The sequence below is a fragment of the Actinoallomurus bryophytorum genome (assembly GCF_006716425.1).
GTDB classification, from domain to species: domain Bacteria; phylum Actinomycetota; class Actinomycetes; order Streptosporangiales; family Streptosporangiaceae; genus Actinoallomurus; species Actinoallomurus bryophytorum.
The window spans coordinates 4,015,418-4,035,292 of the sequence record NZ_VFOZ01000001.1; the positions used below are offsets into that span (position 1 = coordinate 4,015,418).

A 19,875-nucleotide genomic window follows, 5' to 3' on the forward strand; every position below is an offset into this window, starting at 1 on the left:
CGGCATCGTGTTTCTTATCACCGAAGAGGGCGAAAAATATCAAGCGGGTCCATATGAGATTCCGAACACTAGTCGCTGAAGGTGCTTGTTGTTAACATTCTAACCTTGCTATTGCGCCCAGTGGTTAGTTGTCTAAGCTTATTATTTTGGACTAGTACTGAGAGTGTAGCCGTATGACATCTCGCCGAGATCCGAAAGCTGTAGGGATCGCGCCCGCAGCTCTGAGTGAATTCATCGCCGATCTGCAGTCGAAGGTGGAAAGTGGCTATCCGCAGATATCCAGCTTGAAAAACTCATTTTCACGCTACGGTATCTCGACCAGTCATATCGCTCAGATTGAGAGTGTCCTCAAGTGGGCTAACGACCAAATTCCTATGCTGCGCCGTAGGCAGAGTCTTGCGGAGCAAGCCGGAGTGGAGAAGTTTGATCTCCAAAGCTCGGTCCCGATGGTCAGTGCTGGCGCTGGAGTCCTCGATGGTTTCAAGGATTCAGGCGAGGCTAAACGGGCAGGCAAGGCGGACGCTGACGATGCGCTCTCAACTCTGAAGAGTGAGCACGATATCGGGGATGTCCTCAGGCGACTTAAAATCAACTCTCTGGATCCTGACTATGCTGAAGCCTTTTATCGAAGGCTGGGGCCCTCCGGAATCCGCGCGTTGAGTCTTGCTATCGGCCAAATGGGGGACAATAGTTCGGTCGACCCGAAGAGCGCACGGGAAGCAGTAGGAAGATCGTTGGCGACGGCTAGCCATAGAATTCACATAGATGACAAGTGGCTAAATCAGCTGTCATCGAGCCCGGCGATCGCGGCCAGTGACGGACCGGCGGCCCTCGCGCCTTTCTTGGAATATGGGAACTTCGACAAAGATTGGCTCAAGCTGCTCGGTGTTCATGTCGTGGCCGGAAATATCAAACCTGGTCCGTCGCAGAAGATTTGGCAGGCTTTGGCCAAAAACCCGCGTGCATCAACAGAGTTCTATCATGATCATTTTCTTGCAGTGCAGCATTACGTCAGCATCCACGGCCCAGGGCTGAGTGGCGGCGTCGCCAATGCATTTGCGGGTGTCGTAAGGGCGGCGACTATCGACGGCAGGAAAGTAGATCGATGGCTTGCGGAGTTCAATGCTGGTCAGACTATCTATTATTGGAAGAATCACCCCGGTGATCACACCACCAGTCCAATAAGGCTGGCGTACGCCGACATGGCGAAGGAGTATTGGGATGATCTAGTGTATTCCGTGTCCTCACCTGTAAAAGAAGCGGGTGCTATTGACAATCCGTTTCGCAAAGGAATTGAAGTCTCGGAAGATGCCTGGAAACCTTTCCTTAATGAGACAATGCACGATCCGCAAGCTGCTGCAGACATTCTGATCAAGCATAGGAAGTGGCTGGAGGACGCTCGTCGTAAGGCGGTCTCTGAAACGCCGATAGGTGCGACCCCGGAGAATTGGGAGGGTCAGTCGATTGCCGCCATGAGAGATTTCCTTCATGGTACCTACAGTGACGTTTCAAGCGATATTGCGAAGCAGGGAAGTGATGCTAGGGATAAGTTTAATGGCGACGTAAAAGGCTCGGTTAAGGATGCGACGAAATGGCTCGCCGATAAGGGCATCGAAAAGTTGAATCCGGGAGCGGATATCGATTGGGCGACGAGCACTGCTAGCCTGGTTGCGAGCAAGGGGCTCGACTTTCTATTCGGTGACGATAAGCCCGGTAAGGTTGATCAGCTCCAAGATAGGCCGCAATTCGGAGGACGGGATTCCTGGCAAGGAAATGCGGCAGACGTTTGGGAACAGCGTTTGGCGAACGCGCACCAGGGGGGTCTGCCCTGGCAGGGTGATCCTCGCAAATTTGAGAAGAATTTCGGGGCTAAGTTTACTGACGAAAGTGGGCATGTCATGCCCCTGGACAAAATTACGCAAGATCCGAAAGCTCTACTTGCTTATAATGAGTGGTTGAAAGATCCTGCTGTAATTCGCGCAACGGAGAGGTTTGTGAATCGAGAGCGAGGGCTCCCTGGTGGGAATTAAGGTGACCGTATGAGCATGCTTAGGCTCTCGAAGGCCCGGGGCTCCCTGGCGGTTTCGGGAGGTCTCGCGCTTCTTTCCCTGGTTGCGGCGGTAAGCTGTAGAGGAGGTGAGGGGTCAGAGAAGAAGCAGCGTGAGCTCGCTGACGCAAGCCGAAGGTCGGTACAACTGCAATTTCAGGACTTCCGTAACAAGTTGCCGCGCACTATGTGGAGTGGTGCCGCAATTGCGGGATATCTCCCGTGTGGGAGTAATGGCGTTAATTATCTTGTTCAGAGTTCGGTCTTGTTTTACGACGAAAAGGCTTCAAGCGTAGACTACCTTCATGATATCCAGCGTACGCTCGTGCCGTCCGGATGGATTGTCGAACCGGGTGCTAGTGATCTGGATTTCCGACTAAAGAAAGATGGCAGTGAATTCCATTTCACGGGATTCGATGGAGTCTCGCATGCCAGGTCGTGGCTCTACGGGGCTTGCCTGAAGGTTGACTCCAAGATTGCGCGGGACCTTCGCCGGAGAAGCCAAGAACGCTGTACATCGACCGTTCACGCAAAGGGTGCAACCCCCCCACCCGATATTAGATCTTTGTGTTCTTGGGGCGGCCGTCGTGAGTGACCTTGTTCCTAATCCGCTGTATCAGGATCTGCAGAAGCTCCTTATCGACGTCAAGGCTGCAGAGCACTCGCTCGGATCACTGCTCGACAAGTCCGTTAGTAGCATGCAGTCCGACGACGTGTGGATAGGGCCTGCGGCACGTCAGTGGAGAGACGGGGGATTGGCCCCCAACAAGAAACGGCTCAGGACGTTGGCGAGGGCCCTGGTCGACGATGTGGAGGCGAAGTTGAAATCCACTCCCGACATGGTGAAGCCGGAGGTCGCCCAGACATACCTCCTACGCCAGGGCCAAGTACCGCGCTAGTCCGGAAGGCGGACACGAGCGTCGGCTCAGTGTGTGACTGCAACCTGTACGGGGACATCGACGCCAAGGCTTACGTGGAGTGCGCGGCCGATGGCACCTGTGCTCGAGGCGTTGCGGGGGAGGCGGAGGCCCAAAAGCTCGCCGTCGTCCGAAGACTGTACGGCCAGCAGCACACCGGATCGAGAACGCCGGCAGCCGGGGATGAATCCGTTGTACGCCCGCGTGAGATCCTCGTTCGTGCCGGCGATTATCACCCCATGATCTCCGTCCCGCGCTGACCGCAGAACTCCTTCCAAAGCCTCGCCCACGTCGCTGCGGTCCAGAAGCTCCGCGTCATCGACCGCGACGACGTATCGCTGGCAATCACCTATGAGTGACCCCAGCGCATCCTCGTCAGCGTCCGCTGACAGGACTCCGAGGACGCCCGGCTCGTCTTCCAGGATGAGCAATGGCGAGCGGCGAGGGCAGACTAGTGCGACCGGGACAGAACCCTCGCCGATGTCAGGGTCCAGCAATGACCTCACCATGGTCATGAGGACGGTCGATCGGCCGGAGCGGGGTGGACCGGCGATCGTGAATCCCGGACCCTCCGCCAGAAGATCGACACCGATCGGACGAAGCTCGTCCCCGCCGGCGCCGACCATGGCCCACAGCGGAGATGGCGCCTTGAAGTCCGGATCCGTGGCAAGAGCCTCTGCATACGTCACCCGTACCGGCAGTTCATCCACATGCATGGGTCGAAGCTCCGGCGATGGACGACTGAATGACCGTTCAGCGGTGCGCGACAGTTGCTGCAACGCAGCCACCTGCGCAGTGCCTGCTGCATTGGGGTCAAGGAGGGCGATCTGGGACGCACGCAAAGACGATGCACCGACGGCTTCCAGCACTCGTCCGGCCGGCATCTCCGATGGGACATGCCGTTCGTTGATGCCGGCGTAGTTGTAGTCGTTCGGGTCCGACATTCGCAGGATCAGGCGGTCGTCGAAGACGGTCGACACCTGACCGCCCAAACCCGACCGGTCGCCCGTGAAGACCGCACGAAGGCCTACGGCGGTGCCTTCGCGGAGCAAACGCAGCACCGAATCGATCAGCCGCCCGTAGTCATAGTTCTCGAACGCCGCGACGAAGCCCTCCCATCGGTCCAGCATCAGGAGCATCCACGGCAGCCGCTCCGAAGGCGTTACCGCCGCACGCTGTTCCGCCAAAGACGCGAACCCCGTGGCCGCCAACACCTGCTGCCGACGGGATACCTCCGTGTGCAGCCGGGCCAGCAGTCGCTCCATCCGCTCGATCTGGTCGCGGCCCACGACCGCGCCGCAGTGTGGCAAGGCCACCAACGGCAGCAGGGCGTTCGCGCCGCAGTCGATCGCGTACAGGTGGACGTCCGAAGGTGCGCATGACGAGGCCAAGGCTCCCGCCAGAGTGCGTAGCACCGTTGAACGCCCCGACCGCGACGAACCGGCCACGTACAGATGTCCTCCATGCACCAGATCGAGACAGAGCGCAGACCGGGACTGGGAGGCCGGCAGGTCCGTCAGGCCGAAGGCCAACGGCGCCACGTCGTCCTCATCGGCGAACACTGCGGGCAGGTCATCCAGCGTCACCACCGATGGCAACGGTGCCAGCCACGGCGGTGCCTCCTCCGTGATCCCCGACCGGTCACACGCCTCGCGAACAGCGGCCACCAGCACCTTCAGGTCCGTCACCATCGATGACTCGTCCTCGACAGCAGATGACAGAGCCAATGGCCGGCCAAGGCGAGCCCATGGCAAAGGCACGACCTGCGCGGGCACCGAGGACACGTTCCCCGGGCGGCGGCCGCCGATTCGGGCTGCCTGGACGGCCACCGGCGCGGCCGCGCCCGACCGTACATAACACCGCCCCGGCGAGGACTTGGAGATGCGCGCGGCCGACGGGTCATCCAGAACGTCCGACGACTCGTCCGCGTCCGTCACCCGCAGCGCGATGCGCAGGTTCGTGTTCGCCCGGATGTCACCGGTGACCACACCGGCCGGGCGCTGGGTGGCCAGCAGCAGGTGCACCCCCAGCGACCGCCCTCGGCGCCCGATATCGACCAAACCCTCGACGAAGTCCGGCAACTCTCCCGCCATCGCCGCGAACTCATCGATGACCAGGACCAGCCGCGGTACGCGCGACGGCGCCCGCCGGTCGCCCGCGTCGAACAAAGCGCAGTAATCCTCGATGTCCTTGGCACCCGCGTGCAGCAGCAGTGACTCCCGCCGCCGTACCTCGGCTCCCAGGGACTCCAGCGCCCGCTCCGTCAAATGGCCGTCGAGGTCCGTCACCATCCCGACCACATGAGGCAGGGACGCGCAGTCCGCGAACGCCGCGCCACCTTTGTAGTCGATCAGGACGAACGTCATCTCGTCCGGCCGGTTGGCCACGGCCAAAGAAGCGATCAACGTCTGCAGCAGCTCCGACTTACCCGCGCCCGTCGTCCCCGCGATCAAACCGTGCGGCCCGTCAAAGCGCAGGTCCACCGTGAAGACGCCATCCGCGGACACGCCGACGGGCACCGACGTCGTACGGCCCCCGGCCTGCCACACCGCCTGGATCTGGGCGGCGGAAGGCGACGGCATGTGCAGAAGCTCCAGCAGCCGCGCCGACGACGGGATCATCGACTCGGCGTCGTCTCGGGACACGTCGCGTACGGGGGCCAGCGCTCGGGCCAGGCGGTCGCACCAGGCCGGTGTCACCTGGTCGGCCAGTACCGCGCCGACCGAGTCCAGGCCGTTGCCGTGCAGCCGTACGTGCGTTGGGCGGTCCCAGTCCCACACGGCGACCGCCGTGCACTCCTCCGGCAGGAGGCGTTCGTCGTCGTCGATGCAGATCGCGTGCAGTCCGACAGAAGGACCGCCGCTCAGTACCTGTGGCATGCCCGGGACCCGGCGCAGCTGCCGGGCCCCGTCGAGTACGAGGAGGATGTTGTACGACGAGGGAGCCGACGGCGTGACACCGAAGGACGGCTCCGCCGAGCGGCGGCGTTCGGTGATGCGGATGGCCAGCTCCGTCACGCGCCGGGCCACCGTGTCCGGGTCGGCTCCGATGAGGGCGACGCAGTCCTCGCCCTCGCGCGGCGCGCAGTGGGGCAGCCAGCGCACCCAGTTCCAGTGCGAGGCGGCGTCCGGCGACGCCGACAGGACAACGATCGACAGGTCGCGCGGGCTGTGCAGCGCGGCAGCCTGGGCGACCAGCCAGCGGGCCAGCGCACGGGAACGGTCGCGGGCGCCCGACAGACCCACCACGCCCAGCTCGGCCAAGGGCAGGGGTACGGGCACGGCGTGAGCGACGGGGGCCGGCGGCATCGACGGCTCGTCACCACCGCCGCGGCCCGCCCGCAGCTCGATGCGGGCGGGCAGGTCGGCCAGGCCGATGCGCAGGTGGAGCGTGTCGGGATCGGTGACGCGGCGCTCCCACAGTCGGCGGCGCGGGCCGGTCGCGGTGAGCAGGACCTCGGCCGGGTCCGGTGCCAGCGCGCGCCACTCCGCCTGGTCGGCACGCCGCAGGCTCTCCAGCGCGCCGTCGAACTCCGCCTTCTTCGCGCGGTATTCGCGAAGAGCCTTCTTGTACGACTTGCGGCCGTACAGGCGGTCGGCGATCCACTCGCCGACCTGGATGACGGGGTACGCGAGGGCCATCAGCGCCCAGTACCACTGGCCGGTGAAGACGACCATGACGACGCCGGTCGCGGCGAACAGCAGCGAGCCGAGCAGCCGCAGCCGCTCCCGCTGGCCCTTCTCCGGCTCCTGCGGCACCTCGATCTGGCGCGGCCCGGACTGCGCGCGGATGCGCGGCGGCCGGTTGTAGGCCAGGCCGCCGTCCTCGAGCGCCGACAGGTGGGCGTCCGGTGCGACCTGGGGAACCAGCGTGAGCACGGTCGAGCCGACCGCGAGCACCCCGCCGGGCGGCCACTCCACCGTGCCGTCCAGCGGGACCTGGTCGAGCACGCCCGAGCCCTGTACGGTCACGCGACGGGACTCGACCGTGACCTTCAGCGCGTGTGGGGGAACGGTGGGGTCGGGCAGGCGTACGTCCACGTCAGAGCCGGTGCCGAAGGTGGTCTGGCCGATCCCCAGGCGGTGCACGGACCCGGACGCGGGGCCGCCGCTGACCCGTACCTCGGCGATGCCGGTCGGCTCGGTGAGCACGGTCCCGGGCGCGGCGCTCTGATGGACGGCCACGACCGCGCCGTCGCGGAGCAGCCGGCCGGCCGGCGCGGACGGATCGAGCATCCGGCCGTTCGCCCAAAGCGGGTGCGGTGGATCTTCGATCCAGCGCGCGCTCGGAAGGCGTACGACTTCCGCTAGCGGCTCCTTGACAGCGTCTGCGTTCAATGTGGCAATAAGTGACCGAGCAAGAGTTCCGACCGTCATATCGGAATCGCCGCTGACCACAACGTCACGGGGACCTTGATCGGTCAACGCCGTGAGCGAGATTCGCATTCACCCTCCGCATCCCCAGCTTGCGGAACCACAATAGAGAGCAGGCGAGCCGCTCGGCAGCGCCTCGGTGGGAGTCGTTTCTTGATCACTTGACAAGTTGCGGGACTTGCTGCGCAAACAATCTGTCGTTGCCGCATTGACGCACGGCGTTAAGGGCGGAACGATGGTTCGCCGCGTCCCGTCAAACGTAATCAGTCCGCAATCACCCGAATTGGCGGAGCAGCCTGTGACGACGAGCAGTGATCGCAAGACCGACGGGCGTCCTTCGCTCGGAGCGGCCGCCGGTCAGCGCATCCCGGTTCCACGGCGGGAGCGCAAGCCGGCCATGGCGGCGTTGGCCGTACTGCTCATCGTCGGTGGCGCCCTGGTCAGCGCCTATCTCGTGATGGCGAGCGGCCGGCGCGTCCCCGTGATCAGCATCGCCCAGCCGGTCGCGGCGGGCCAGCAGATCCCGGCCTCGGCGCTGCGCGAGGTCCAGGTCTCGGCCACCGGCGGGCTCGACTACATTCCGTGGGCCGACCGGGCCAAGGTGACCCAGACCTTCGCCACGGTGACGCTCGTGAAGGGCGCGCTGCTCACCAACGGCATGATCAGCACGGACTCCTCGGTGGCCAAGGGCAGTGTCGTGATCGGCCTCGCGCTCAAGCCCGGCCAGATGCCGGCGGGCGGCCTCCAGCCGGGCGACCGGGTCGCGCTGTACGCCGTCGCCTCCCAGGGCGGCCAGAGCGGCGCGCAGAGCGGCACCGTGCTCGCCCCGGCCGCGACCGTCTACGACGTCGTGCGGCCCGGCGAGAACGACATCCAGGCCGACCAGGTCACGGTCTCGGTGACCGTCCCGGTCGACCAGGCGCCCCAGGTGACCCAGGCGTCGTCCGCGGGCGCCGTCGCGGTCGCGCTGCTTCCGCCGGGGGAGAAGGCCCCGCAGTCGCCCCGGCAGCCCGCGCCGTCACCCAAACAAGGCGACGAGCAACCGAGCCAGCCCCAGGCCACACCGCACACCACCCGATCGACGGGCACCCCCTGATGGGGCTCGTCGTCCTCGCGGCCGACAAGGGAGCGCCGGGCGTCACGACGGCCGCGGTCGCCCTTGGAGCCGTCTGGCCACGCCCCGTGCTGCTGGCCGAATGCGACCAGGCCGGCGGTGACCTGGTCTACCGGCTGCCCGCGGAGGGCGGCGGCATGCTCAACCCCGCCCGCGGCATGCTCAGCCTCGCCGCGACCGCGCGGCGCGGCCTGCGCGCCGAGCAGATCTGGGAGCACACACAGCGGCTCGACGGCGGGCTGGACGTCCTCGTCGGCCTCGCACGTGCCGAACAGGCGCAGGGCCTCACCTGGCTGTGGAATCCCCTCGGCCGTGCATTCGCGACTCTGCCGGGCACCGATGTGGTGGCCGATTGTGGCCGCCTGGGCGCCGGATCGGCCGTGACCGATCTGTTGCGCGAGGCGTCAATGATTCTCCTGTTCACTCGCGCGACTCTCGAGCACGTCGCTCACCTGCGCGAACGCATTAATTCCCTTTCCAGCGAACTCGGCGGCCACGCCGCGCCGCCGATCGGAATCGTCGTCGTCGCCGATCCGAGCGAATACCGGGCCTCCATAACCGAGGTCGGCCGGATCATTTCGAACGCGAAACTGCCGGCCACCGTCCTCGGGGGTTTCGCCATGGATCCCAAGGGTGCTGAAATGCTGAGGGGCCAGTGGGGTGGCCGACTCGACCGATCACTGCTGATCCGTTCGGCCCGGCAGATCGCGGGTCAGCTCGCCGCACGGGTCGCGAGTGGGCCGGGGGCGGATCGCGAGACGCAGGGAGTGGCAAGTGGACCACAGCCTCGTTAAGCGCCTTCGCCAGGACGTCGGAGCCAGGCTGGCCGACCAGCGGCGGCTCGACGCGGCCAACGGCATCGCCGCGATGAACCCCGAGGACGAACGCCAGTTTGCCCGCGCCCTCATCGGCCAGGTCCTGGAGGAGTTCGCCCGCGCCGAGATCGGCGCCGGCCGCCGTCCGCCCAACGCCGAAGAAGAAGAGCAACTCGCCGCGGGTGTGCACGCCGCACTGTTCGGCGTCGGACGGCTCCAGCCGCTGCTCGAGGACAACGAGATCGAGAACGTCGACGTCAACGGCTGCGACAAGGTCTTCATCGGGTACGCCGACGGCCGCGAGGTGATGGCCGAGCCGGTCGCCGAGTCCGACGAGGAGCTCGTCGACCTGATCCAGATCCTGGCCGCCTACAGCGGGCTGTCCAGCCGGCCGTTCGACTCGGCCAACCCCCAGCTCGACCTGCGGCTGCCCGACGGCTCCCGGCTGTCGGCGGTCATGGACGTGACTGTACGGCCGGCGCTGTCGATCCGGCGCGCGCGGCTCGGCAAGGTCTTCCTCGCCGACCTGATCGGCAACGGCAGCATCAGCACCGAGATCGGCCTCTTCCTGCGCGCGGCCGTCGGAGCGCGCAAGAACATCATGATCGCCGGAGCGACCAACGCCGGAAAGACCACGATGCTGCGGGCGATCGCGAACGAGATCCCGGCCAACGAGCGGCTCATCACCGTGGAGCGCGCCCTCGAACTCGGCCTGGACCAGTTCCCCGAGCTGCACCCCAACGTCGTCGCGCTGGAGGAGCGCCTGCCCAACTCCGAGGGCCAGGGCACGATCACGATGGCCGGGCTCGTACGCCGGTCCCTGCGCATGAACCCCTCGCGCGTGATCGTCGGTGAGGTCCTCGGCGACGAGATCGTCACCATGCTCAACGCGATGACCCAGGGCAATGACGGATCGCTGTCCACGATCCACGCGAACTCCTCCTGGGAGGTCTTCAACCGCATCGCGACGTACGCGCTGCAGTCCGACGAGCGGCTGCCCATCGAGGCGACGCACATGCTCATCGCGGGTGCCATCGACTTCGTGGTGTTCATCGAGAAGCGCAACGACTACATGCAGGGCGGCCGGCTGCGCCGGTTCGTCTCCAGCATCCGCGAGGTGACCGGCTGCGACGGCCGGGTGCTGTCCAGCGAGATCTTCGAACCCGGCCACGACGGCACCGCGCGGCCGGCCGCGCCGATCGCCTGCGCGCAGGAGCTCGTGCCCTACGGCTACGACCCGTCACACGGAGCGGTCTGGTGACAGGCGCACTCTCGGGGGACCTCGCACTCGCGATCATCGCCGGAGCGCTGGTCGGCGGCGGTGTGCTGCTGCTCATCGTGGCGATACGCGGCGTCCGGCCAAGGCCCGGCAAGCCGTCCGGACGCAGCCGCGAGGAACTGATACGCACCCTCACGACGCGCACCGCGCTGGCCGTCGTCGTCGGAGTGGTCGTACTGGTCGTCACCCGGTGGCCGGTCGCGAGCATCGGCGCCGCACTGCTCGTCCTCGGCTGGAACAGCATCGGCGGCGGTGCCGCGGAAGAACGCCGCTCGATGGCACGCCTGGAGGCCCTCGCCGCGTGGACCGAGTCGCTGCGCGACACCATCGCGGGCGCGGTCGGGCTCGAACAGGCCGTCCCGTCGTCGCTGCGTGCGGTGGCCCCGGTCCTGCATCCCCACGTACAGGCGCTGGTCGACCGCATGCACACGCGCGTGCCGCTCGCGGACGCTCTGCGCCGGTTCGGCGACGACCTCGACGACGCGTCCGCCGATCTCGTGGTCGCCGCGCTGATCCTCAACGCGCGGCTGCGCGGACCGGGCCTGCGCGACATGCTCGGCGCGCTCTCCACCTCCGCCCGCGCCGAGCTCGACATGCGCCGCCGGGTCGAGGCGAACCGCCGGACCACCCGTCGCAGCGTCCAGATCGTCGTCGGCGTCTCGGTGGGCACCGCGCTGCTGCTCTCCGTGGTCAACCGCGCCTACGTCTCGATGTACGACACGTTCACCGGCCAGCTGGTCCTGGCGGTCGTCGTGGGCCTTTTCGCGGCCGGGTTCGTCTGGCTCCGGCGCCTGGCCAAGTACGAGACGCCGCAGCGCTTCCTGGCCTCGGCCGACTCCGAAAAGCCGTCGTCGGCCAGGCCGGGTGTGCCCGCCGAGGTGCCGGAGACCGTCGCGCGCTGGCAGGGCCAGACCCCCGCGAACGGCAGCACCACCGCGGCCGACCCCCGAGGAGGCGCGCGATGACCGTCGCACTGCTGGCCGGAGCCTTCTTCGGGCTCGGCGCTTACCTGCTGTTCCGTGCGATCTTCCCGCCGCGCCCCGGCCTGTCGGCGCGGCTCGCCGCCTTCGACGCCGCACGCCGGCGCGGCGAGGCCGATCCGTCCCGCGCCACGAGCGCCGCCGAGCGGGTCACCGGGCTGCGCGCCCGAGTCGGCAAGTCCCTCGCGGCCTTCTACGAGGCGCGGGGGTGGCAGCAGCGCTCGGTACGCGCGGACCTGGCCCTGCTGGACCGCTCGTTCGAGACCTTCCTGGCGACGAAGTTCCTGCTCGCGACCGCGGCGATCGTGTTCATCCCGATCCTGGTCGCCTACTTCGCGGTCCTGGGCCTCGACGTCGTGATCGCGGTCCCCGTGTGGCTGGGCATCTTCTTCGCGCTGATCTTCTTCCTGCTGCCGGACATGCAGCTGAGGAGCGAGGCGGCGTCACGGCGGCGCGACTTCCGGCACGCGGTCAGCGCCTTCCTCGACCTCGTCTCGATGAACCTCGCCGGTGGCCGCGGTGTGCCCGAAGCCCTGATGACCGCGGCCAACGTCGGCGACGGCTGGGCCGTACGCCGCATCCGGGACGCGCTGTCCAACGCCCGGATCACCGGGATCACTCCCTGGCAGGCGCTGGGCCGGCTCGGCGAGGACGTGAACGTCGACGAGCTGCGCGACCTGTCCGCCGCGCTCGCGCTGGTGGCCGACGACGGGGCGAAGGTGCGCCAGTCCCTGTCCGCCCGCGCGGCCAGCATGCGCAGCCGCGAGCTGTCCGACATCGAAGGAAAGGCCGGTGAACAATCCCAGTCCATGCTCGTCGCCCAGCTCCTGCTGTGCGCCGGGTTCTTGATCTTCCTTGCCTATCCGGCGGTGATGCGCGTGGTCGCCTCGTGATGGCTCGGTTCTCGTTCAGACAGTCCCTATCCCTGCGAGGTGCTCCATGCAGTGGCTGAACCCGATGAATGACCCCCGCGTCGCCTATTTCCGGTCATCCGTTGGGTCGCGGATTTACCGCTTGCGCAATGAGACCGATCGCACGCGCGGCGCCTCGGCGATCGAATGGGCCATCATCACCGGCATTCTCGCCCTTATCGCGATCACGGTGGGCTGGGTCATCTACCGGCGCGTCACGGCCGCCGCCAACAAGATCAACGTGAACAACGGACCTGGTAGTGGCTGATACGCGAGCCAGGTGAAATCGCGGAGGGACGAGCGGGGAAGTGAGAGCAATGCGCGGTCGGTCTGGGGGGCTCGCCGCCTTCAAGGCGGCCTGCCGCGCGTCGGCCGGGGGGCGGCGCGATCGGGGTGCGAACACCCTTGAGCTTGCCCTGCTGACACCGATCCTGCTTCTCGTCATCTTGTTCGTCGTTCAGTTCGCCCTGGTGTTCCACGCTCGCCACGTCGCGCTCGCAGCCGCGCAGGCCGCCGCACGTGTCGCCCGCGAACAGCGCACCGGCGACTGGCGGTCGGCCGCCAGGACCGAGGGGGTCGAGTACGTCAACAAGATCGGCCCGCAGCTCCTGACCAAGGTCGAGGCGGTCCCGGACGGGGGCGCGAACCAGCGCGGCGTCACCATCGGCGGCTATGCCGTCCCGGTGGTGCCGTTCTTCAAGTTCCATGTCAGCGAACACTCCGGTGGCCCGGTCGAGTGCTACCGGCCCGACGTAGGCGCGGGCGAGACATGCGGATAGCCAAGAGACGGGACGCGGGGACGATGGCACTCGAGCTGGCGCTGCTGACGCCGCTGCTCGTGGCCTTCATGATGGTGATGGTCGGGCTGGGCCGCGTGGTCGAGGCGCAGAGCCAGGTCGACGGCGCCGCGCGTGACGCCGCGCGCGCCGCCTCCCTCGGGCGCACCCAGCCGGGCGCGAACGCGGCCGCGAAAGACGCCGCGGACCAGACGCTGGGCGGCCGCAAGTGGTGCAGCAGGCAGCCGACCACCGACGTGGACTTCTCCGAGTGGCAGCGGGGCGGCCAGGTCTCGGTGGCGGTCCGCTGCGACATCAACCTGGCAGGCCTGTCGCTCATCGGCTTCAGCCCGTCCAGGACCATGACCGGTACGGCCACGGCGCCGATCGACACGTTGAGGAGGATCGAGTGAGGCGGCCCGGGGGTGACCGGGGGACGGTCGCCCTCTTCACGACGATCTTCGCCATGTTCGTCCTGATCCTGGCCGGTCTCCTCGTCGACGGCGGCCTCACGATCCACGCCCGCCAGCGCGCCGCCGACATCGCCGAACAGGCGGCACGCGCCGCCGCGGACGAGGTCGACGTCGACTATCTCCGGCGGACGGGCAGGGCGCGCATCGTGGCCACCGACGCGCCGTGCCGGCGGGCACGGCTACTCGCCAGCAAGTACCCCGAGGTGACGGGGCCGATCCAGTGCGACACCTCCGACGGCCAGGACGCCCGCGTCATCGTGCAGATCCGGGTGAAGTTCCAACTGCTTAGCGCTTTCGGCTTCTCGGACATGACAATGTCCTCAGCGGCATCGGCCCATCCGCAGGAGGGAATCTGACTTCGGCTCTCGCCCGACGGCGAGGAAGTTCCACCCGGTCCTACGCAGAGGAGTGAACAGGTTGAGGTTCGCGGTTCGCCGACCGGCCACCCGGCCGGCCTCCCCGAGCGGTCACCGCCCGCCCGGCGGCGATGTGCTCGTTCTGCGGGCCGGGCCCTCGCGGCGGCTCGCCCCCCGTGAGGACGTCAGCGGCGCCTCTCCGGCGGAGCGCGCGTGGAATGCCGGTGTACGTGACCTGCCGCCGTATGGCCGGGTGGCTTTGGCGCGGGTGCTCTTGGGGTCGGCGGGAGCCGGTCTGGAGACCGGCGTCGCCTCGGGTCGTGGTGCCTCTCCCGCGGAGCGCGCGTGGAACGCCGGTGTACGCGACCGGGCGCCGCGTGGCCGGGCGGCTCTAGCCCGCGTGCTCATGGGATCAGCGGAAGCCGGCGTGGCCTCGCCCCCCGGTCGACCGTGGGATCGCCGGCCGGTGCCGGTCGCCCCGGTCCCGGCACGCTCGGCCGTGGCCGGAGTCCTGACGAGTACGGCCGATGGCGGCCGGGCCGAGAACACCATGACGCCCGGCCCGGATCACGCCGAGGCGAGGACAACACTCACCGCCTCCGTCGTGGCGGGCGAGGACCCGCGGGTCCTCATGCCGACCCGGGTGATGTCAGACCGACCCGCGACCTGCCCCTCCGGAGAGACCGCTCACCGCCTCGGTGAGACCACCGACAGCCTCCTGCTGCGGCATCTGCGAACCCGGCCGGCGAAAGACGCCTCCCCACCGCCAGAACCGATCGGGACGGCTCGGCCGCCCATGCTGGACGCGCCCTCGACCATCACCGAGATCCCGAGGAGGGAGCGGCGTCTTCTCCCCGGCCGGCAGGCCGGAGACTCGACGCCGCGCACCCGATGAGCTCGATTCAGCGGCCTCCGGTGCGGATCGACCCGGGACGGAGTGCCGGTGACGTGCTGGCCGGAGTCCTCGCGATGGTCGCGCTCGCCGCGCTCCTTCTCGGGGTCCCGTTCGCCCTGCTGACCTTCTTCGGGTCGCCGATCCCGCACAAGCTGCCGTCCACCGAGACCCTCACCCAGCGGCTCGACACCACCGCGCTGATGCACGTGCTGGTGATCATCGTGTGGCTGGCCTGGATACAGCTAGCCGCCTGTGTGCTGGTCGAGGCGTACGCGGGCGTCCGCGGGGTCGGAGTGCCGGCACGCGTGCCGCTCGCCGGTGGGCCGCAGGCGCTCGCGCACCGGCTGGTCGTCGCGGCGCTGCTGCTGTTCACCGCCACCACGGCGGTCATGCCGGTGATAACCGGGGTGCGGTCGACGCACATCCAGCAGCGGGTGAACCCGCCCGAGCACCGGGAGCCCGCGCACGCGCGCCCGGCGTCCGAGCCGATCGCCCAGGAGCAGAGCCCGGACAACCCGACGCTGATGGAGAAGAACGCCGTACGGAAGATCTACCGCGTACGCCCGCCGGCCGGACGGCACCACGAGAGCCTCTGGGAGATCGCCGAGAAGTGCCTGGGCGACGGACGGCGCTATCGCGAGATCTACTCGCTCAACAAGGGCAAGCTGCAGCCCGATGGCACCCGTCTCACCATGGCCAGCCTGATCCGGCCCGGCTGGGTGCTCGACATGCCCTCCGATGCCACCCATGTCGAGATCATCGACAAGGGTCCGCACGACGGGCAGCACGAACACGGCGAACCGCACTCGGACGTGCCGGGTGGCGTGCACCACCACGGGTACGTCAACACCGAGCAGGAGGCCGTTCAGGCCGCGCGGCACGCCGCACAGCAGGAGACGCGCGACGACCGCGCCGACCGGGAGGCCGGCCGCCCCCCGATCGAGGAGGGACCGGAGGTGCCCGCCCCGGGCGGCGAGGTCCAGCCTCCGCCGGTGGAGCACCCCTCCCACCAGGAACCCCCGCCTCAAGAACCCCCGCAGCAGCAGCCGCAGCCCACGCAGCAGGGGCCGGCGTTCGGCTGGCCGCAGGAGCTGGCCGTCGCGTCACTGCTGGCGGCCGGGCTGCTCGCCGGCCTGGGCCGCCGCCGCCGCGAACAGCTCTGGCGCCGCGCCTTCGGCACCATGATCCCTCGGCCGGAGGGTGACGCGGCGCTGGCCGAGCACGCCCTGCGCATCGGCGCCGACACCGAGGCGACGCGCCTGCTCGACCTCGGGCTCCGGCAGATGTCCCAGGCCCTCGCCGCCGACGACCGGACCCTGCCCACGGTGTACGGCGTGCACCTCGGCGCCGACAGCCTGGACCTGTGGATCGCCCCGGCCGACCGCAACCCTCCCGCGCCGTGGCAGGAGTACGACAACGGCCAGGTCTGGCGGCTGAACGCGAACGCGCTCGACGGCATGGCGACCGCCGACTTCGCCGACGTGCTCGCGCCGTACCCGGGCCTGGTCTCGATCGGCGTCAACGACACCGGCCGGATCCTGGTCGACCTGGAGGCGGCGCACGGCCTGATCGCCCTGCACGGCCCCGACGACGTGCGCCGCGCGGTACTCGCCGCGGTCGCGGTGGAGCTGGCCACCAACCGCTGGTCGGACCACATGCGGGTGACGCTGGTCGGCTTCGACGAGGAGCTCGCGCTGGTCGCCCCGGACCGGATCCGCGTGGTCGGCTCCCTCACCGAGGCGCTGCCGGAGCTGGAGGGACGCAGCGAGGAGGTACGCCAGGCGCTCGCGGCCTCGGGTTCTGACTCGGTGCTCACCGGCCGCTGCCGCGGGGTGTTCGGCGAGGCGTGGATGCCGCACTACCTGATCATGGCCGACCCGCCGGAGCCGGATGAGGTCGAGCGGCTCGTGGCGCTCGCACGTACCGGCCAGCGGATGGCGGCCGGCTACATCGTCGGCGGGGAGACGCCGGGAGCGACCTGGACCTGGGATGTCACGGCCGACGCCCAGCTGCGCGCCGGGGTGCTCGGCTTCGACGTGGACGCACAGCTCGTGCCCGAACGCCACTATCGGGCGGTCGTCGAGCTGTTCCGCACCGCCGGTCGTACCGACGGCATCCCGTACAACGACCCTGAGGACGAGCCGCCGATCACGCCGCCCGGCGCCGACGTGCAGCCGTCGGTCGACATCCGCCTGCTCGGCGCGATCGAGGTCGACGCGCCTGAGCCCCTGGACGAGAGCCGTCGCGTGCTCTGTACCGAGGTCCTCGTCTACCTGGCGACACATCCGGAGGGCGTGCACCCGACCGTGCTCGGCGGCGCCGTGTGGCCGCGGGGAGTGTCCGCGAGCGTCCGCGACGCGACCGTGGCCCGGGTCGCGGACTGGCTGGGCCGCGACTCACGCGGCCGTCCCAACCTGTACTACGACGAGCGCGGCCGGATCCGGCTGGGCTCGGAGGTGCGCGTCGACTGGGAGACGTTCCGCTGGCTGGTCTGGCGGTCGGCGGCCGAGCCCGGTTCCGAGATGGCGTACATGACCTATGCCCTGGAGCTCGTACGCGGGCGGCTGATGGACGGCCGGCCGAGTGGGCGCTACGGCTGGCTGGCCGCCGAGGACTTCGAGTACGAGGCGACCGCGCGGATCACCGACGTCGCGCACCGGCTCGTCCTGATGCGTCTCGACGAGGGTGACGCGCGTGGCGCGGTGGCGGCGGCACGCGCCGGCCTGCGACTCGCCACCGCGGACGAGGGCCTGTGGCGCGACCTGCTGCGGGCCACCCACGCCACCGGCGACGCGGCCCAGGTACGCGACGTCGTCGAGGAGCTGCGCGAACGCGTCGAGTCCGACCCGTACACCGACCAGATGCAGCCCGAGACCGAGGCCCTGATGGAGGAGCTCGTCCCGCAGTGGCGCGGCGTCGCCGCCGGTGGCGCCGGCTGACGGCGTACGAAGGGGCGTCAGCGGTAGTTGCCGGTGTTGCCGAGGGAGAAGCGGCCGGGCTGCGGGTGCACGCACAGGCCGTGCGGACCGCCACCGACCCGGATCTTGCGTACGACCCGGCCCGTCCGGGTGGAGACCGCGTAGACCATGCCGGCCGCGCGTGCCGAGACCCAGAACACCCGGCCGGTCGGTGACACGCCGCCCATGTCGGGTGCCGCGGGCAGCCGCCACCGGCCGATCCGCCGGCGGCCCGCGAACGAGACCAGGGAGACCGTGCGCTCGCCGCCGTTGGTGACGTAGAGGACGGTGGCGTCGCGGCTGGGATACAGACCGTGCGCGCCGCGGCCCGTACGGATGAAGCCGGTCGCGCGGAAGCGGGCCGCGTCGACCAGCCACACGCCGCCATGGTCCCGGTCGGCGACGTAGAACGTCGTCCCGTCCGGGGACAGGCGTACGTCCTGCGGGTCGGCGCCGGCTCTCAGCCGTAGCGTCCCCGTGGCCTTGCGCCGGACGAGGTCCACGCGGGCGAGACGGCCGGACGCGCAGCCGACGACCAGTGTGTCGCCGGTGGCGGAGAAGTCGGCCCGGGTCAGGCCCGTGCAGGGCACCCGGATCGTGCTCCGGTGGCGCATCGTCTGCGGGTCACGGAGGTCGATCCGCCCGTGCCGGGAGTCCAGCACCAGCGCCGTGCGGCCGTCGACGGAGAAGTACAGGTCGGACGGTGCCTTGACCGGGACCGTACGGCCCACGGCCCCAGTACGTGCGTTGATCGGCACCAGGCCCGCCGGCTTGGTGACCCACAGCGTCCTCAGGTCCCACGAGGGCACGACCTGCTGCGGCGCGCGTCCGACCGGGATGCGGCGGAGGACCCGGTAGGTGGCGGGGTCGACGACGTCGACGGCCGCGCCGCCCGCGTCGGGGACGTACACCCGGCGCGGCAGGTCACGGACCGCGGCGCTCAGCGGTCCTGCCTGGGTGGAGGCGTAGATGTCCGGCGGAGCCTCGGGCAGGTCGCCTCGCTGGTCGAGCACGGGCGGCCGCGCGTGGGAGAGCGGGATGTAGGGCACCGGGGCGCCCAGCGCGGCGACCGGCGCGTCCGGCCCGGCACCGCCGCGGAACGGCACCGGCGATCGGCACCCGCTGACCAGCCCCGACAGCGCGCCGGCCAAGGCCAACGAGGCGGCGGTCGCGACCCGGCCGCCGCGTGCTCGTCGGCAACTCCCCACAAAGGTCGGACTCTATCCACTCGGGGACAGGTTGTGAGCGGATAACTACGAAGAGATGATGTCCGCGGTGAACGGGTTGAGCGTCCGCACCCCCGTGCGCTCGACATCCTTGGTGTTGCGCGTGACGAAGGTCCAGTCGCGGACGTACGCCGTGGCCGCCATGAGACCGTCGACGACCGGCATCGGCCGCGACGCGTTCCACCGTCCCCAGACGACCGCCGTGGCCGTGTCAACGGGCACGATGCGGGATCCGTACGCCTCGGTGATCCCGTTCAGCCAGTCGGCGAGCCGGTCGGCCTGTGGGTCGTCGCGGCCGGCCAGGAGGTGGATGCCTCGCGCGAGCTCCCCGATGACCAGGGAGCTGATGTACTCGCCCGCACCTTCGATCGAGTCGTACCAGCCCCGGACGTTCGAGTCGCATTTCGGCTTGCGCAGCTCGGAGATGATGTTGGTGTCGAGCAGGTAGGCCACGCTCACTCCTCGAACAGGAAGGAGACGTCGCGGCCGTAGTCCTTGTCGCGTTCGATGAGCTCGTCGAAGTCGTCGGGGAACGGGGGGCCCGACACGAGATAGTCGTGGAAGCTCATCCTCGCGCCGGTGCCGTGGCGGTATTCGTCCATGTCGATGATGATCGCCACCTCCTCGCCGTGCCGGGTGATGATCTGAGGTCCCTCGTCGTGTGCCTTCCGCAGGACCTCGCTGAATCGCTGCTTGGCCTCCTGGACCTGCCAGCGCTGTCCGGGCTCGCGTTCATTCGTCAGCGTCACCGCGGCA

The 19,875-nt window shown here is 68.5% G+C and carries 16 protein-coding genes; 12 read left to right on the plus strand and 4 right to left on the minus strand.

The genetic code is table 11. From position 1 onward, the window contains the following. The first annotated feature begins 173 nt into the window (after positions 1–173). Both FB559_RS19020 and FB559_RS19025 read left to right on the plus strand, forming a co-directional pair. On the plus strand, positions 174–2,030 hold the full coding sequence (locus FB559_RS19020) for a hypothetical protein (RefSeq protein WP_141956872.1): 1,857 nt from the start codon (positions 174–176) through the stop codon (positions 2,028–2,030). Positions 2,031–2,634: 604 nt separating this feature from the next. Beyond that, positions 2,635–2,946, plus strand: coding sequence for a hypothetical protein (locus FB559_RS19025; protein ID WP_141956873.1), 312 nt, complete (start codon positions 2,635–2,637; stop codon positions 2,944–2,946). Between the two features lie 26 nt (positions 2,947–2,972). Here the strand turns inward: FB559_RS19025 and FB559_RS19030 are convergent, their stop codons facing one another. Next, on the minus strand, positions 2,973–7,199 hold the full coding sequence (locus tag FB559_RS19030; protein WP_246121734.1) for a type VII secretion EssC family protein: 4,227 nt from the start codon (positions 7,197–7,199) through the stop codon (positions 2,973–2,975). A 436-nt stretch (positions 7,200–7,635) separates the two neighbouring features. Here FB559_RS19030 and FB559_RS19035 point away from each other — a divergent pair, with 436 nt between their 5' ends. The 10 genes from FB559_RS19035 to FB559_RS19080 all read left to right on the plus strand — a co-directional run bounded on the left by FB559_RS19035 (position 7,636) and on the right by FB559_RS19080 (position 17,875). Then, positions 7,636–8,433 (plus strand): CpaB family protein, encoded by a 798-nt coding sequence (locus tag FB559_RS19035; RefSeq protein WP_141956875.1) that lies wholly within the window; start codon positions 7,636–7,638, stop codon positions 8,431–8,433. Beyond that, on the plus strand, positions 8,433–9,245 hold the full coding sequence (locus FB559_RS19040) for a CpaE/TadZ family protein (RefSeq protein WP_141956876.1): 813 nt from the start codon (positions 8,433–8,435) through the stop codon (positions 9,243–9,245). Before FB559_RS19035 ends, FB559_RS19040 begins: the two co-directional genes overlap by 1 nt. Next, positions 9,226–10,527 carry a TadA family conjugal transfer-associated ATPase gene (locus FB559_RS19045; RefSeq protein ID WP_141956877.1) on the plus strand — a complete coding sequence of 434 codons (1,302 nt, stop codon included), beginning with the start codon at positions 9,226–9,228 and terminating at the stop codon, positions 10,525–10,527. Before FB559_RS19040 ends, FB559_RS19045 begins: the two co-directional genes overlap by 20 nt. Next, entirely contained in the window at positions 10,524–11,510 is a 987-nt protein-coding gene (locus tag FB559_RS19050) for a type II secretion system F family protein (protein ID WP_185792290.1), read from the plus strand. Before FB559_RS19045 ends, FB559_RS19050 begins: the two co-directional genes overlap by 4 nt. Beyond that, positions 11,507–12,418, plus strand: a complete 912-nt coding sequence (locus FB559_RS19055; protein ID WP_141956879.1) for a type II secretion system F family protein — start codon at positions 11,507–11,509, stop codon at positions 12,416–12,418. The genes FB559_RS19050 and FB559_RS19055 overlap by 4 nt, the downstream gene beginning before the upstream one ends. 46 nt (positions 12,419–12,464) lie before the next feature. After that, the gene (locus FB559_RS19060) at positions 12,465–12,704 is read left to right on the plus strand and encodes a hypothetical protein (RefSeq protein WP_246121736.1); all 240 of its coding nucleotides are present in this window, start codon (positions 12,465–12,467) and stop codon (positions 12,702–12,704) included. Between the two features lie 49 nt (positions 12,705–12,753). Beyond that, positions 12,754–13,215 carry a TadE/TadG family type IV pilus assembly protein gene (locus FB559_RS19065; protein WP_141956880.1) on the plus strand — a complete coding sequence of 154 codons (462 nt, stop codon included), beginning with the start codon at positions 12,754–12,756 and terminating at the stop codon, positions 13,213–13,215. Positions 13,216–13,238: 23 nt separating this feature from the next. Beyond that, the gene (locus FB559_RS19070; protein ID WP_141956881.1) at positions 13,239–13,625 is read left to right on the plus strand and encodes a TadE/TadG family type IV pilus assembly protein; all 387 of its coding nucleotides are present in this window, start codon (positions 13,239–13,241) and stop codon (positions 13,623–13,625) included. Continuing rightward, positions 13,622–14,041 carry a pilus assembly protein TadG-related protein gene (locus FB559_RS19075; protein WP_246121737.1) on the plus strand — a complete coding sequence of 140 codons (420 nt, stop codon included), beginning with the start codon at positions 13,622–13,624 and terminating at the stop codon, positions 14,039–14,041. Before FB559_RS19070 ends, FB559_RS19075 begins: the two co-directional genes overlap by 4 nt. Positions 14,042–14,932: 891 nt before the next feature. Further along, the gene (locus FB559_RS19080) at positions 14,933–17,875 is read left to right on the plus strand and encodes a LysM peptidoglycan-binding domain-containing protein (protein ID WP_141956882.1); all 2,943 of its coding nucleotides are present in this window, start codon (positions 14,933–14,935) and stop codon (positions 17,873–17,875) included. Positions 17,876–17,892: 17 nt separating this feature from the next. Here FB559_RS19080 and FB559_RS19085 read toward each other — a convergent pair whose 3' ends face one another. From FB559_RS19085 to FB559_RS19095, 3 genes are all read right to left on the minus strand, one after another. Next, complete coding sequence (locus FB559_RS19085; RefSeq protein WP_221640078.1) at positions 17,893–19,050, minus strand: YncE family protein; 1,158 nt, start codon at positions 19,048–19,050, stop codon at positions 17,893–17,895. Between the two features lie 96 nt (positions 19,051–19,146). Beyond that, positions 19,147–19,572 (minus strand): type II toxin-antitoxin system VapC family toxin, encoded by a 426-nt coding sequence (locus FB559_RS19090; RefSeq protein ID WP_141956883.1) that lies wholly within the window; start codon positions 19,570–19,572, stop codon positions 19,147–19,149. Between the two features lie 2 nt (positions 19,573–19,574). Next, positions 19,575–19,868 carry a type II toxin-antitoxin system Phd/YefM family antitoxin gene (locus tag FB559_RS19095; RefSeq protein WP_246121739.1) on the minus strand — a complete coding sequence of 98 codons (294 nt, stop codon included), beginning with the start codon at positions 19,866–19,868 and terminating at the stop codon, positions 19,575–19,577. Between the last annotated feature and the right edge of the window lie 7 nt (positions 19,869–19,875).